Annotated in this window: 12 protein-coding genes and 2 pseudogenes; 3 read left to right on the top strand and 11 right to left on the bottom strand. The window is 35.5% G+C overall.

The window, feature by feature from the left end:
* Window positions 1-970: 970 nt before the first annotated feature.
* Entirely contained in the window at window positions 971-1,819 is an 849-nt protein-coding gene (locus SAGCYANO_RS04530; RefSeq protein ID WP_202218985.1) for a DUF2993 domain-containing protein, read from the top strand.
* Between the two features lie 93 nt (window positions 1,820-1,912).
* Here SAGCYANO_RS04530 and SAGCYANO_RS44055 read toward each other — a convergent pair whose 3' ends face one another.
* From SAGCYANO_RS44055 to SAGCYANO_RS04485, 11 genes and pseudogenes are all read right to left on the bottom strand, one after another.
* Window positions 1,913-2,434 carry an IS200/IS605 family accessory protein TnpB-related protein gene (locus SAGCYANO_RS44055; RefSeq protein WP_237395786.1) on the bottom strand — a complete coding sequence of 174 codons (522 nt, stop codon included), beginning with the start codon at window positions 2,432-2,434 and terminating at the stop codon, window positions 1,913-1,915.
* A gap of 58 nt (window positions 2,435-2,492) precedes the next feature.
* On the bottom strand, window positions 2,493-2,867 hold the full coding sequence (locus SAGCYANO_RS44050; protein WP_237395785.1) for a transposase: 375 nt from the start codon (window positions 2,865-2,867) through the stop codon (window positions 2,493-2,495).
* Between the two features lie 625 nt (window positions 2,868-3,492).
* Window positions 3,493-4,377 (bottom strand): phosphatidate cytidylyltransferase, encoded by an 885-nt coding sequence (locus SAGCYANO_RS04520; protein ID WP_202218984.1) that lies wholly within the window; start codon window positions 4,375-4,377, stop codon window positions 3,493-3,495.
* 184 nt (window positions 4,378-4,561) lie between these two features.
* Window positions 4,562-5,164: a precorrin-6Y C5,15-methyltransferase subunit CbiT gene (gene cbiT / locus SAGCYANO_RS04515; RefSeq protein WP_202218983.1), complete on the bottom strand. Its 603-nt coding sequence runs from the start codon at window positions 5,162-5,164 to the stop codon at window positions 4,562-4,564.
* A gap of 364 nt (window positions 5,165-5,528) precedes the next feature.
* Window positions 5,529-7,091, bottom strand: a complete 1,563-nt coding sequence (locus tag SAGCYANO_RS04510; protein ID WP_202218982.1) for an aminotransferase class I/II-fold pyridoxal phosphate-dependent enzyme — start codon at window positions 7,089-7,091, stop codon at window positions 5,529-5,531.
* Between the two features lie 1,217 nt (window positions 7,092-8,308).
* Window positions 8,309-9,091: a Rho termination factor gene (locus SAGCYANO_RS04505; protein ID WP_202218981.1), complete on the bottom strand. Its 783-nt coding sequence runs from the start codon at window positions 9,089-9,091 to the stop codon at window positions 8,309-8,311.
* Window positions 9,088-10,470: an AAA family ATPase gene (locus SAGCYANO_RS04500; RefSeq protein ID WP_237395782.1), complete on the bottom strand. Its 1,383-nt coding sequence runs from the start codon at window positions 10,468-10,470 to the stop codon at window positions 9,088-9,090. The genes SAGCYANO_RS04505 and SAGCYANO_RS04500 overlap by 4 nt, the downstream gene beginning before the upstream one ends.
* Before the next feature lie 87 nt (window positions 10,471-10,557).
* Window positions 10,558-11,052: a hypothetical protein gene (locus SAGCYANO_RS04495; RefSeq protein ID WP_202218980.1), complete on the bottom strand. Its 495-nt coding sequence runs from the start codon at window positions 11,050-11,052 to the stop codon at window positions 10,558-10,560.
* Window positions 11,053-11,240: 188 nt separating this feature from the next.
* Window positions 11,241-11,567: pseudogene (locus SAGCYANO_RS04490) on the bottom strand (RNA-guided endonuclease InsQ/TnpB family protein); the annotation flags it as partial.
* A gap of 311 nt (window positions 11,568-11,878) precedes the next feature.
* On the bottom strand, window positions 11,879-12,010 hold the full coding sequence (locus SAGCYANO_RS47315) for a hypothetical protein (protein ID WP_255502463.1): 132 nt from the start codon (window positions 12,008-12,010) through the stop codon (window positions 11,879-11,881).
* Window positions 12,011-12,416: 406 nt separating this feature from the next.
* Window positions 12,417-13,202: a transposase gene (locus tag SAGCYANO_RS04485; RefSeq protein WP_237395781.1), complete on the bottom strand. Its 786-nt coding sequence runs from the start codon at window positions 13,200-13,202 to the stop codon at window positions 12,417-12,419.
* A gap of 268 nt (window positions 13,203-13,470) precedes the next feature.
* Between SAGCYANO_RS04485 and ychF the strand changes: the two are divergent.
* Together ychF and SAGCYANO_RS04475 are read left to right on the top strand one after the other, a co-directional pair.
* Window positions 13,471-14,565: pseudogene (ychF, locus tag SAGCYANO_RS04480) on the top strand (redox-regulated ATPase YchF).
* Between the two features lie 25 nt (window positions 14,566-14,590).
* A complete protein-coding gene (locus SAGCYANO_RS04475) occupies window positions 14,591-14,956 on the top strand; it encodes a phage holin family protein (protein ID WP_202218978.1) in 366 nt (121 codons plus the stop codon).
* Window positions 14,957-15,675: the final 719 nt, after the last annotated feature.

Genomic DNA, 15,675 nt, shown 5'->3' with positions numbered 1-15,675 from the left:
TTCATTACTTTTGTCGATTCAGATTATTAGTCAATATATAGCAATCCTATTTGAGTCTTCAACAATGAATAATGAATAATGAATAATGAATAATGAATAATTAACAATTACCTCTCCTTGAAAGCGGATAGGATTGACTAATCATGAAAATTTTTCTTTATTATCCCCTTAAAAGGGGAGGCTTTAAACCACAATTTTTCGGTAAATTTTTGGTGTAGGTAGGTTGTAGATATTGGGTCGAAGGTAGAAGAAAAAATAAATACATCGAAATTTTTTACAACCCCGACAGGGAGTGTTATATTGCTGCTCTGAATTTAGAATAAAAGCAATATATAATTTTTAGAACTTTAATTTGAGATATAAACATAAAATCAGATATTTGAAGGAGCGACTGAATAGCAAATAGACCAGTTAAAGTTTGACAGAGTTGATATTTTCTGACAATAGAAAAAATTACAGTTGCTTAAGCCAATTCCCTCAACTTAGAAATATAGCTAAATGTATAATGTTGAGTTATCAGGAGTTTTCTATAGATAAAAAAGAACAAAAAAATCTCAAAAAAGTATTCATTAAAATGCATAAACAGTGAATAATTAATGTGAGCAAATAAACTATAAAAAGAATTGCAAAAGTTAAATATGATTTTGAAAATCATGAAAATGGGACTGAGCAAAAACTCTGATGTATGGTAATTAGATTTCAAAACCTACAAACTTTCAGAGTCTAAATAAGCACTTCAAAAAAATATTTACTTACTCTAATTCTATATAATGCTTACAATGTCAGGAACTTAGTCTTAAAAATGTGTAATTAACTTTGTATACTTGTTTAATATAAAATCCGGTTATAGAGTAATCGCACTTTCTACTTCCATTCAATATGCTTGGTGTAATATTTTGTATAAAAAGCTGGAAACTTCAGACAGATTTTTCTCTCTTCCGGTCCTTCTTTCTTACTTCTGCTATAAAATATGCTACTTTATATATTCTCCGTCTCTGGAAGTAATTCTAAAATTGACTATACTAACCTAATTGTGCCTTTGATGAATAAAAATTTACCAGAAGTAAATCAAATTTCCGATTCTGATATTACTGTTGAAAGTCAAGATGAAATATCAACTCCAAGAAAGAGTAGGATTGTTAGTAGATTTTTATCCCCTGCATTGAAATTTTGGTTAAAATCTCAACTACAACAAGTAGAACAATTAAAAGTTCTGATTGAAGGTGGCGATCGCCAAATTCTTACAGGTAAAATTCCGCAGGTTTCTGTTGCTGCTTCTAATGTGGTTTTTCGAGGATTAAATTTAACTGAAATAGATTTATCTGCGACTGGAATTAGGATTAATATAGGTCAAATTATCAAGGGTAAACCATTAAAAATATTAGAATCTTTTCCTTTATTTGGTAACCTTAAACTACTACAATCTGACTTTAATGCTAGTTTACAATCTCCCCTCTTAGCTCAGGCGATCGTTGAATTTTTAACTCCATTATTACCATCAGATTTTTTAGAACAACTAGAACAACCAATTAATTTGTATGACCAAAAAGCTGAATTTTTTCCAGGTAGACTACATTTCTGTACTAATTTTTTGTCTACATCAGATGAAAAGATTTCCTTAACTCTGCATACTGATTTAAAGCTTGCTAGTAGCTCTGAATTATTGTTAGACAACCTAGAGATTCAGATTTTGCAAAAGCCTAGTTATGACTTTTCAAATCAAATCAAAATAGACTTAGGCTCTGATGTTGAACTAAAAGAATTAACATTAAATTCTGGTCAACTTAGTTGTCAAGGTCGCTTAACAGTCAACCCATAACTTCAACAATACTAAATTCTAAGTATTGAGAAGTGTTGACCTCTCCCCAGCTTAAAAGCGCGGGGATTCTCAACTGTTGCTACAATATGGCCATTAGCCACATCTGGTAGCTTTTTTAGTTTTGGTTTCCCAGATATAAAATCTGGTAGCAAGGGTCAACACTTGCCTACAGACCTTGACTAGGCTTAGACCTAATTGTATCTCTACTTTACGGAGTATATTCGCTGCACCATTTAAGTCAGCATTAACCAATAAACCTTTACCAGTTTGGTACATCCCACGTTTAACTCTTTTCCCTGATTGTTTCCACCCTACGGGTTTTTCAAAGGAAGTAGGTAGAAAATCCCCATCTAGAAATGTAGGAGCGAATGGCCATTCGCCCCTACTGGTATATGACTCTTCTGTTTCAACAAACTTAATCCCATACTCTTCACACAATTGTTTGACTCGTTGTTTGAGTTTAGCTGTGGGAATTTGTACGAATGATTGGGTCTGTTTACCTAAATTTAACTCTTGTCGTTGTCCTTGATTCCATCCAAACACAACCGTACCAATTTGATGCTTTAGACAATGATTGATAACTATTTTTGCAGCTTTATTAACTGCGTCTCTCATCTGGCGATTACGCTTTTCTGTGATGTGGGCTAATTGCTCATCCCAATAACCCTGGGGCTTACCTTCTAATAGTTATGGAAACTCGTTTGTTATACCACTGATTTAGGCTTTTCACCTTGCGTCCATCAATAATCAAGCTAGTACCAACGTTAGAAACACAACTTAACCAATTATTAATTCCAGGGTCTATACCCAAGACGTTTTTAGAGTTTAACTTGTTTTGAGTTACAATCTCTTTTTGATAAACAAACTCTACATAAAAACATCGATTACGTGGTCGTATCCGCAGTTCTTTAATCTCTGAAAACTGTAGATTAGATGGCATCAGGATCAAAAAACTGTCTAATTTAAACCATCGTTTTACAGTTGTTCCTAGAGGAATTCTGATATTATTCCCAACAAGTCTTAAACCTTGCTTGGGATATGTCACCATTGCTAAACCATCTTTTTTTCGATATTTAGGAATTCTTGGTTGAAAATACAGATTACCTTTTTTGTATTTTTGTTTAACTCTTTAAATGACTTAAAAGATTCAGCGACAGACCTTAATATTTGCTGCGCTGCCTGTGAATACAAAGCTGACACATGTTTATTTGATTTGTACTCTTTTTCTAGGTCATACTTGCCAATTATTTTCTGGGATTTGAAAAATAATTGACGAGCATAATAAATACCACAATTGGTGAGCTTGTGAGACCCGGAACAAATAAACTCAAGAATTGATTTTAAGTCTTGATTAGGCTTGATTAGATTTTGCTGACAACCATACAAATAAATCACCTCCTTATCCTTAATATAGATGATGAATTATCTCCTGATTGTGTATTTGTAATGTTAAGATTGCGTGGAGAGTGGGGGATAAATCCCGTCGTGTCCGTTTTCATCCCCTCTCTTAGAGCTGATTTATAAAGTAAATATTAAGAAGCTGAACTCCTGACTATACTTAGGTTTAGCAAGTTATCGTCCACTAACCCCTAAATTACGAAAAGCTATGTAGTATAGGACTTTCAGCTAAGTTTACAAATAAGCTCTTAAGAGTACGGACTTTTAACGTTCCGCTAGTTCTTTTGTAAAAGTAAAGTAAAAAAATAATATATGAGGGGTGCAGTAAAAACATAACTATCCGTGCGGTCAAGAATCCCTCCGTGTCCAGGAATTAGTTGTCCAGAATCTTTCACACCTGCATCTCGTTTCATCATCGATTCAGTCAAATCTCCAAGTAGACTGGCAATACCTACTACTAAACCCAAAGCAGCACCTGTCCAAGGCAAACCAGGCCAACCTAAGTACCAAGAACCTACTGTCGCTACTCCTACACTACCCAAAACTCCAAATACTGCACCCTCAACAGTTTTTTTGGGGCTTATTTCTGAAAGTCTAATTCGGCCAAAGAATTTTCCCACAAAATAAGCACCAATATCAGCAGCCCATATACAGCAAAAACCAAGTAGAGTAAATGTTAAACTCGGAGGCCAACTCAAAGGGTCTATCCATGAAATATCCCAGTAATTTCCTAGTGGAATTTTATCTATAACTGTGTGAGGTGTCTGTAACTGAGCTTCTAGTCCAACTCTGAGCCGAATCCAATAACTCGGTAGATATCCACCATAAAATAGACCTAAAATTGATGATGCTATGTCAGCGATTGTAGCTAATTTTGGCTGAAATAGTAGATAAAAACAAATTAGAGTTCCTGCTAATGTAAATATAGCATCTACTAAATCAGGGGCTAGAGCAGCTACGACCAACATAACTTGACTTAATGCGAGGGTCGTCTTAGCTGCTGGTGCAATACCTTTGGTGCGTGCTAGTTGAAAATATTCTTGTTGGCCCAGGTAAACGATCGCTCCCATGCCTACTGTAAACCACCATCCCCCGAAAATAATCATTCCCAAAGCAACAGCGATCGCTACTAATCCACTAATAATACGAGACCAAGACATAATATATACAAATTTAGATGAAATAATAAATTATAGGTTAAGTTTTTGCTCCAATAATGCAGCGTTAAATGTTCTAGTAATTTAATATCTAATTATTATAGACATTTAATTCATTGATAACTATTACTTAATTTATAAATTTATATATTTCTATGTATTGTATAATTTAAGATTGGAGCAAAATTCAGTCTATTTTCTCACCACTAAGGATAAAAATGGGATTAATTGCTGCAAAGGTCTGATGTATACCTCTTGTCTCTAAACGATTTAGTGCAGGTTGAACTACTTCTACGTTGCGAACCTGTAAATCAGCAAAACTTTCAGAAACAGCATAAAGACTTTCTAGATTAGCAGCAGTAGCTATAACCCTTCCTTGTGGTAATAACCTTTTCCAAACTTCCTGGAGTATGGCTTTGATATGACGGCCTCCCTCTATACAGACACGACTAGGCGCCTCGGCTAAACCATCAAGACATTCAGGAGCATTACCTTCAATTACTTTCACATTCTCAACTCCAAAGCGATCGCAGTTTCTCCGAATTAAATTTGCTACATCTCGATCCCTTTCTATGGCAATAATGCGACCTTGGGGACATATCAATCCGATTTCTACTGGTATGGTGCCTGTTCCTGCCCCAATATCCCAAACAATAGAGTCTGATTGTAATCGTAAATAAGATATTAACAGTAAGCGGACTTCTCGCTTACTCATCGGAATGCCAGGCAAACGTTCAAATAGGTCATCGGAGATACCTGGAGTAACATAAGGCCAAAGTGAAGAAGACATAGGAAAATTTTTTTTAGCAGGAATTCAGAAAAGCAATTGATATTTCGGTAGACTTCTTGCAGAAGTCAGGGAATAGGGAATAGGGAATAGGGAATTGTTGATTTAATTAACACTTTGGCCAGAGGTCTAGTCTTTATCTATCATGAACTATCCGATGCTGACGTTAGCGTAAAGCGCTGAGTCCCTAACCAGATACAGAGGTAGTAGTAGACTTTTTGTGTCCTCTATTACTATGTCTTATAGTCTAATATCAAGTCTCACTAATTAGCCATAATAAAAATGTCTCTGATAAATTTTTCCCTGTTCCCTGTTCCCTGTTCCCTAAATTTTTTATTGTGGGTATTCAAAGAGGCACGATATAAGGCTAAAATCCACACACTTTAATGGTTTTGAGAGTAAGGTCACTACATCCAGTTATTATCCCACCCAATGCTCGGACTTGTTCAAGTATTTTCAAATGCTGTTGCGCAATAATTTCACCAGGCATTAATACTGGAATACCGGGTGGATAGGGACAAATAAGTTCAGCACTGATACAACCTAAAGATTTTTCTATGGGTAAATAATCTTTTTGGGCAAAGAAGGCATCTCTGGGAGAAAAAGGAATTGAGGAATCAATTAAATAATCGTCAATTTCTGTCTTAAAGTCAGTGAGCTGGTTAAATTTATCTCTAAAATTTTGCTCTGCTAAATTTACTAGAGCATCTATTAACTGGTCAATATCTGCCTTTGTATTTCCCAGAGAAATAATGAATGTCAGACTTTTGAAACTTGGTAACTCACAGGTAACACCTAATTTCTGATGCAAAATTTCATCAGCTTCATACCCACTTAAACCAATATTAGAGACTTTTATTGTTAATCTGGTTTGGTCAAGAGCAACAAATCCTGAATTTATATAACTTTCATCAACTTTTCTGCCTTTTATAAAGAAAGGTAATGTTTTGCCCTCATTAGTTGATAAGTCTGAATTTCCTGGTGAGCTAGTCAAGCTTCCTTTGTCAAATACAGAAAAATTTGGCAGTTGACTAATTCTATTTCTAGCATCCCTAGCTAATTCTAAAGTCTGACTCATTAGTTCTTGACCAAACAAAGCCATTTGTTGGCGGGCAGCATCGAGAGATGCCAAAAGTAAATAATTTGGACTACTAGACTGTAGCATTTGTAAGGCTTGGCTGAGTCGGTAGGAGTCTATGCGCTTACTCCCAAGATGCAACATTGATGCTTGGGTCATTGCCCCCAATACTTTATGAATGGATTGTACTGTTAAATCTGCTCCAGCAACTAATGCTGGAGTTGGTAATTCTGGATGAAAAGCAAAATGTGGACCGTGAGCTTCATCTACTAATAAGGGAATATTATATTTGTGGACTTCTTGGGCGATCGCTGCAATATTTCCACAGACACCATGATAGGTAGGATAAATTACCATCACTGCTTTGGCGTCTGGATGTTTTGCTAAGGTTTGGGCAATAGATTCAGGGGTGACACTCAGAGCAATATCCCAATCTGAGTCATATTTAGGATTGATAAAAATGGGAATTGCTCCAGAGATAATTAGCCCTGAAATTACTGACTGATGAATATTCCGAGGCAAAATAATTTTATCCCCATTGCCACAAGTAGCTAGTATTCCAGCGATAATTCCTGTAGTTGAACCGTTGACTAGAAATTTGGTTTGTAATGCACCAAAAGTTTCTGCTGCTAATTCTTGAGCTTCTTTAATTACACTTTCTGGAGCAAATAAGTTATCCAATTCTGGTAATTCTGGTAAGTCTGCTAGAAATACTTTTTTACCTAATAAGTCATTAAGTGGTTGTGGAATGCCTTTTCCTTGTTTGTGTCCTGGTGCGTAGAAGGGAGCATGGGGTTTTTGGGTAAGATTTTTGAGAGTTTGAATTATTGGTGTTTTGGTTTGGTCGAGCATTTACAGCAATTTTCTAGTTGATACTGACATTGATTAGGTAGAAAATTTGGTGGTGGTGCATTTTCATTGGTGGTCTATTGTAATTATTTTGGTCAAGTACAAAAACAGTGGGAGCATCTTGCTCCCTTGTTCGTATCTTGCTCCCATGAAGCGCCGTTGTTCATCCCCATCTACCATTACTATGCAAGACTAACGCACCACTACCGTTTTTCAGTCATTTTATCCGTGAGATTAATTGGAAATATATCTATAATCATTACCGTAGATATAGATAAATCTAGATTAAATTTATCTAATAACTGAATAAAAATTTCAGTATCAATTAATCCTGTATATATCCAATCCTCTAATTAAGTTTTAAAATTCATCTTTCTGAAGGCTTTAATTCTTGCCGTAGTAACTTTTTATGGTTATTCTTTCGGGTGAATATCATATTTGAAAAAATACTTTTTACGTAAGCATTCAGCCGTCAGCCATCAGCTATCAGCTATTACTTTTAGTTTGGGATAAAAGCAATATTTAACTGTCTTACTAAAAAATTTACTTCCCTTGCCCTGAAAGTCTATATTAATTTAAACACTGTCCTCTAAGGGGAGAGTCTTTTTGCTGATAGCTGACTGCTAATAGCTGAATGCTTACCTTTTTACTATATATTCCCTATTCTTTATTCCCTGTTTCCTGTTGCCTAAAAGCGATATTTTTTTGCTTTATTCAAAATTTATATGCACCTATTATTTCTACTATCTGTAGAAAATATTTGCTGGGAAATAAAACCTACTTTCATCAAATTGTCTTAAGTCAATTCCCCCTCTTGTGAATTAATTTTTCAGTAGTTCTAGTCTTGACATTTTCACCTAAAAATTCTGCTCTAAAGTCTCCCCTTTTAAAGGGATAAAAAAAATAGAATATTCCTTATGTCAAGCCTCCTTATTGCAGAGGTACTGATAACTGATAACTGAAATGACCTCTAGTACCAAGGATAAAAAAAGAATGTTATGAATAATCAGGGAAATTAAATAATTTTAGTTAAGATGTATATTTGCTTAAACCCGATCTTTAAGGACAAGGTTTTATAAAAAATACAGACAAATGATATTTAGGTAATTTATGATGATTCCTAACTTCTCAAATCATACGATAATTAATTACTCAAATTCTATATCAGGGAACAGGGAGCAATGGGAAAAACATTTCCCCTTATTCGCTTCATCATTATCCTATAGATAAAATATTTCTTTTAAAGCATTAATTTTGGCTTTTCCAATTCCACACTTTAATTTTGTAATTGGTTCTAAGCTTTTCCAATTTTGACGTGGAGCTTCAGCAATACGTTCTGCCGCTTTTGTTAATTCAACTTGTTTAAGTTGACTATTTGGCTTTTCGATTAAATATTGAAGTGCTGCTTGAATTTCGTCTTTTGTAGCAGTGGAAAGATTTACTTTCTCAGGTTCAGGTATTGGTTGGGGAGTCAGATAAAACACTTCTTTCAAAGCTTTGACTTTAGCCGTCGTAATTCCACACCCTAATTTTGTGATAGGTTTAAAATCTTTCCAATATTGACGGGGTGCTTCATCAATACGATTTGTGGCTACTGCTAACTTCACTCCTTTAAGTTGACTGTTTGGTTTTTCAATTAAGTATTGAAGTGCTGTTTTAATTTCGTCTCTCGTGGCGGTGGAAAGATTTATTTGTGGTATTTTTTCTCCAGACAAAATTTTGCTAATTTTTTCAGTTTCTTCACTTTCATCAGCAATAACACACCAAACTTTTTCCAAACCAGCAGCTTCAGCTACAGCAAAAATAAAAGAATTACCAATTACTTCATATTTATCATCTTCAACTTCTTTCACAATTACAGGTACCCAGTTTCGCCCCCCACTTTCACTGAGAAATTTTGCCGTTGCTGAAATTAGAAATTCTGGCGCATCTATTCCATCCCCCGGTTCAATTTCATCAATATATAGATGTATTAACTTACCAATATTACTCAAATTACTCATTGTAGAAAATACTCCTTAACCAAATTAATATAATATCCCTTAGCTATCTTATCTTTGTAAACAGCAGGTATATGAGAAAAAGCAGAATTTGCAATAGAAGCATAATTAGGAAGTTCAAATATATCTGTATTTTTGTTTGCTGCTGTATAGCGGGGATAAAAATATGGTCTGAGAGAAAATTGATTATTTGAATTTTCTTGAGCTTCTCTAATCAGTTTATTGATATGCAGTTTAGCACTTTTCTTTTGAGCGTCCGTCATTTTCTCACCATTAAAAAAAATCGGTAGAGCTACTGGTCCGAAATCTTCATTTTTTCTTCTTGCTGCATCTTTTATTCTTGCTTTTTGAACTGCTGGAATATATTCTTTAATAGCTATAGCTGCATTTTCTAGGGAATATAAGTTGTTATGTTTTGCTGGAATTAACACTACATCTGCGGCATAAACAGCACTAACACTGAATATTCGCCAGTTGGGAGGAGCATCAATGAAGATATAATCATAGCTATTTTTTAGTGTGTCTAATAATTTGCTTAATCTGTCAAAGGTAATTTTTTGCGCAACATCGTCCCAATCGCCAAGTTTTCCATGTACTGGAATTACATCAAAACCAAATGATTTTTTTGATTTTTTACTATTAAGTTTGTAGGGATAAATGACATCTGTGACATTAATATTTTTATCTACTAAACAATCATAAAAAGTAGGTGTACCTGGTTTTATTGCTAGAGAATTTGTCAGGTCTCTTTGATTAGGGTCAAAATCCACAATCAAAACTTTCTTATTATACAGAGATAAGGTTGCTGCTGTATTAACTGTAGTTGTTGTTTTTCCTACGCCACCCTTATTGTTATAAACTGCTACTGTTAATGCTTTTTTTGGTTTATCAATTTTTTCTTTAATTGATGTGGCGATTTTGATGATATTTTCTGGATTAATTTCCAGACAAACTGTCGCTGGATGAATAACTTTTCCATGCTTTCTAAATAATTGGATGTGATTAGCATTGGTAATTATTCCCCACTTCACTGCTTGACAATTTTCTGCTAATAAATACCGTTTAATTTGTTTAAAAGTATCTTTATATCCTTTTGAACCAGGAGCTAAATTAAGATTCCGTTTTTTCAATTCTACGAGAATATCTGGATTAGTTTTGGTTTGATTAAATATGTCATTCTCCATATTATGACGTAGAGCATGATCGACTGGATCGGTACCGCTTCTTGTATAAAAAGAAGGCACTCGTTCATTTACTTCAAAACCCAGAAAATTAAATAATTCAGATGCAAAAATATCACTAACTTGCGCTTCATTTGCATCCTCCGGCAGATTTTTCGCCAAAGCATCTACAAGAGCTTGATTTTTCACAGCACTATCCATCTGTCGTTAATTTTTTTGACTTTAACTATCAGCTTATCACGACAAGTATTGCAAAAAATCTCAATTTTATCTACTTACTTAACTTACCTATATGTACTTATAAGCTCGATTAGCAGTAACCGGATTAAAATTCGTATCTACAAATTGCACGGGGCTAAAAGTATCAATCCACAAATGAGCGCCACATCCAGCCGGGTTGTGAGGTCGATAAACAATTCGACAAGGACCTTTGATTTCTAGTTGATAACCATATTTATTGTGATTAGTCTGCTTCACAGAAACTACTGGTTTGATATCTTTTAGTGGGTTATTTGCATTGCGCTGAATGATATGCTGATTAACATGAATCATTGTCGGTTTAGTACGCCTCCGCTTACACCAAACACCTTTCGGTCCTCTGGTACCAGGAGAAATTACAGGCATCTCATGATCTTCTGGCCCAGAAATGGGAATTTTCCAGAAGCCATTTTCCTTGTAAGCACCTTTGACCCTACCTTGAGCCAATAATACCCGCAAACGTTGACCGGAAATACCTAGTAAATATGCTGCTTCTCTAGTTCCAATAATTTTTTCTTTAACCATTGTACAATAGTTTTTTGACAAAATGATAACTAATAATCAAAAAATACTTTAACTTATTTTCTAGCTAAAAATCACTAACTGCTCTATAAAACTGATACAAAGCGTCACATAAGGTGACAATCTGATAGCGAAGCTCCTCCGTAGGAGGCTGTTTACTTCCTGCTTCCACTGAGGCCGTCGGCGGTTACTCATCCACAGGCATTCACGGTCGAGCCGACCGCATTTCTCAAATTAATACTGGCGTTTAAATCTCGATCTATTGACAAGCCACAGTCAGGACAATCATAAGTTCTCAGGCTTAATGGCATATCTTGGACATGACCACAGTTAGAGCAAGTTTTTGATGATGGGAAAAACTTGTCAACTACTACTAACTCAGAACCGTACCACTGGCACTTATATTCAAGCTGTCTCCTAAACTCATAAAAACACTATCTGCTAACTGATTTAGCTAGCTTATGGTTAGCTAACATTCCACTGACGTTCAAATCTTCAATTACTACACTGCCGTGGTTGTTATAGTCGATGTGGCGTATTACCGCCCGCACCTCTACTTCAAAACCCTGCGTGCGACTTTCACCGCACAAGGCTCCTAGCAGTCTATGGCAACGTATCATGTGAGATACAAAATCCTTTGATTAAGACTAAACTTGGTCAGAGTCCAGTGATTCCTAATCTTCCACTATTGTTTTCAAGGAGTGTCTAATCCTACCGCCTTGGAGCTTCTGCTTCCGGGTCGCTTTGCATTCGACTAACGAGCAAGGCAATTACAGGTTAAAAGCTTCTGCCCTGTACGCATAGTTTCAGCGAGCTTCACTCTAGGTGTCTAAGCATCATCACCTATCCAACTACCGTTTCTCGACTGCCGGGGGCAATTCTGTTCCCCCATCCTACCCGTCAAGTGAGAATTCCGAGCTTCCCTCCTACTAACTAAATAACCTATTTTAGTCAGACTCACTTGCCGTTTTTCCTCGTTCCGAGTTACAGATTATTTTGACGGTTTAGGGCTGTCCAATTCGCCTACACGATTCCCAGGGATGCGTCTAATGCCAAAATATTACGCGGGATTTCCTCGTGTGCGGTCAAGAGATAAGAGGTGGTTCTTGCCGTACTTTGAGGCGCTTTTTCAGGACATTCCGCCCCGGTACCCATGCCGTCTCCCCATTACCCCCAGTGTGCCTACCACTATACGCTCTGGTTGGGGCCTGTTGCCAGCTTCACTCTGCTAGTGGAAAGGTCTAGCTCGGTGTGGCCAGGTCGGGAGTCTGCCTTCCCTTGGCAGGTGGGACTTTCACCCACATCCGTGACTCAGTTATTCATTGAGCTTAATTGCTCTTTGAACCCTGTTCATACCCCTCTAGTTTCTAGAGGCTCCTAACAGGAACGAGTCGCACTTTGGCTAAGTATGTTGTTAATTTATGAAGTGCATCTTTACGGATATTAGCTACTCGTCTATGCTGTTTAGCTAACTTGATTACAGCCTTATACCAATTACGAGAATGTTTAACTTTTCTACTAACTTGGCGTTGCAATTTTGCTAGCTTGTTTTGAGCTTTACGGTAAGGTTTAACACTGTTGAAAACTTCGCCAGTGCTTAAGGTTGCTAAAGTTTTTACACCTAAGTCAACACCTACTACATCAGTAATTTTTTCTGTTGAAGTCGGGGTAAATTCAAAAGCTAAACTTAGGTACCAATCATCAGCTTGTCTACTAATAGTTATTTTCTGAGTAGTTGCTTCAATTGGTTCATAGGTTTTCACCATGCCAATAAAAGGTAATTTGTGACTCCAACCATTTAATTCTATTGGCTTTCCAAAATTATCAATTGTAAAAGAATCGTGTTTACCTTTCTTCTTAAACCTTGGATATTTACCTAACCCTTGAAAAAATCTCTTAAACGCTTCACCCAAGTTGATCAAAGCATATTGATAAACTTTAGATGACAAGCTCTTCATCCAGGGATAAAGTGGTTTAGTGTGATTAGTGAAAACTTCTCTCAACTTACGAGCATTAGGCTGATAACCGTCTCTGTAAGCAGCATTCCACAAACTCAAACCCCAGTTATAAACCCATCTTGAATAGCCCGCGTGTTGAGCCATCAAAGTTTTTTGTTTATTATTTAATTTGAGTTTGGTTCTGATAGATTTCATGGACATTGAGCGCAGTCTATCTAATGGTATGCTTTTTAACGAATTATACCCTTATTCGTTGATTAAGTCAATTCTCCTCCTCATTTAACAAAATAAGGTAAACAAGATTTTTTATTTTTTGATTCTTGATTTATAAGTGAAACTTGAGGTGAGAAATCAAGATTCTTCTTTCCTTCTGCTATCCTTAGTAGATAGGCAGTTGTATAGTAACCCTACCTGTAATTTCTTTAATTTTTAACTTTTTACTTTTAATTTTTGACTTAAATTTATGCTCAGAGCTGGAATTGTCGGACTACCCAACGTCGGAAAATCTACTTTATTTAATGCTTTGGTTGCTAATGCTAAAGCGGAAGCTGCTAACTTTCCATTTTGCACAATTGAACCCAATGTTGGTGTGGTTTCGGTGCCAGATGAGCGGTTAAATGTGCTGACTAAAATTTCTAATTCTGCTCAAACTGTTCCTACTAGAATTGAGTTTGTTGATATTGCTGGTTTGGTTAAAGGTGCTAGTAAAGGAGAGGGATTAGGGAATCAATTTTTGTCTAATATTCGAGAGGTGGATGCTATTGTTCAGGTAGTCCGTTGTTTTGATAGTGAGGATATTATTCATGTTTCTGGTTCGGTCGATCCAGTGCGAGATATTGAGGTAATCAATTTAGAGTTGGCTTTGTCCGATTTAGCTCAAGTTGAACGTCGAATTGAACGGACTAAAAAACAAGCTCGTACCAGTAAAGATGCTCAGGCAGAATTGGAAGTTTTGACAAAATTAGAGGGGATTTTAAATGAAGGTAAGTCAGTGAGAATGGCTGACTTAAATGAAGATGAATCTTTTTTTAATTAAGCCTTTAAATCTGTTAACTTCTAAGCCGATAATTTATGCTGCTAATGTGTCAGAGGATGACTTAGCTAGTGGAAATGATTGGGGGTTGAAAAAGTCCGCAATATTGCTGCGGTAGAAAATGCTCAAGTTGTGATAATTTCAGCTCAGGTAGAATCAGAATTAATTGAGTTACCGGAGGAAGAAAGAGCTGATTATTTAGAATCTTTAGGAGTAGAAGAAGGTGGGTTGAAATCTCTAATTAAAGCAACTTATGAATTATTGGGATTGCGCACTTATTTTACTACTGGAGAGAAAGAAACTAAGGCTTGGACAATTCAAGCTGGAATGTTAGCTCCTCAAGCTGCTGGTGTAATTCATACTGATTTTGAACGGGGTTTTATTCGAGCAGAAACAATTGCTTATGAGGATCTAGTAGCGACTGGTTCAATGACTGCTGCTAAAGAAAAGGGTCTGATGAGGAGTGAAGGTAAAGATTATGTTGTGAAGGAAGGAGATGTTTTGCTCTTCCGATTTAATGTTTAGATTTCTATTAATTTAAGGAGAAAAAATGAGTATTGTAGAACTTTTGATTCTTTGGTTTGTTACTGCTCTTAGTTTGTTTATTATTTCTAAGTTGCCAACGGGTGTAGAAATTGATGACTTTAATATTGCTTTAATTTCTTCAGGAGTTTTTGGGCTATTGAATGCTTTAGCTCGCCCACTTTTGGTTACTTTAGCTTTGCCTATTAAGTTTGTGCTTTCAGAAGATCTTTTTATTCTACTGATGAATATTGCTATCTTTGGTTTAGCTGCTTGGTTTGTCACTGGGTTTCGGTTACGCTGGGGATTTTGGAGTGCTTTGATTGGTGCTTTAGCATTAGGTTTTATTAATTCTATTCTTTATAAGTTACTTAACCAAGTATTAGTAAGTTAGGCAGCAGTTAAATTATCAACATTTATGGGTGATTTTAGGTTTCTTTAAAATTGATATCTAGTAAATTATCCACTTTTTGTGTAGAGAAGTAGGGAGTAGAGAAGTAGGGAGTAGGTAACTACTAATTATATCTACCTTCTCTACCATTAGTTTCATATCTAAGCGTTACCTGCGGTGCATCCATTAAACAGAGTTTAAATTCCCCTACAAGTATTATCAATTCCATGATTCTGAGTATTAGTTTGATTTCTGAGTATTTGAACGAGTTTGATTTTTGATTTTATAGTAAAAACCTAATTATATTAAGCCTAGCTTCTCAAAGTAGAGTTATAATTTTTCTCTGTTTTCTACTTCTTCACTTCATAAATAAAAATAATCTATACAAGCAAGAAAGATTTAGTATAACAAAAACCTAAATTTACAACATTTTCAAAATTTTCAAAGTAGATAAAGTATAAAATTCTCGGGTTTTATACCAATTTAAAAAAAGAATGCTACAAAAAAGTAGACCTTGATTGGATATGCTGAAAAATAGCTAATTCAGTTCATTTGAGATAGTTATTTATATCGTTTCCCCCTTTTTTTCAATATTTATCCTTTCTTCCTTCTTTTCTCTTCCTTCTTTCTTTATTCTACCATTTGTAACAAACATTTATAAAATTGGTATTAGATTAGAACAGATTAAAAGCTTAAAATTTTTCCTTCTTATTTCTTCCTTC

The organism is Okeania sp. KiyG1 (assembly GCF_014132355.1).
Lineage (GTDB): Bacteria > Cyanobacteriota > Cyanobacteriia > Cyanobacteriales > Microcoleaceae > Okeania.
The sequence above is the reverse complement of the archived record's forward strand: the minus strand, read 5'-3'. Positions and strand labels throughout refer to the sequence as shown.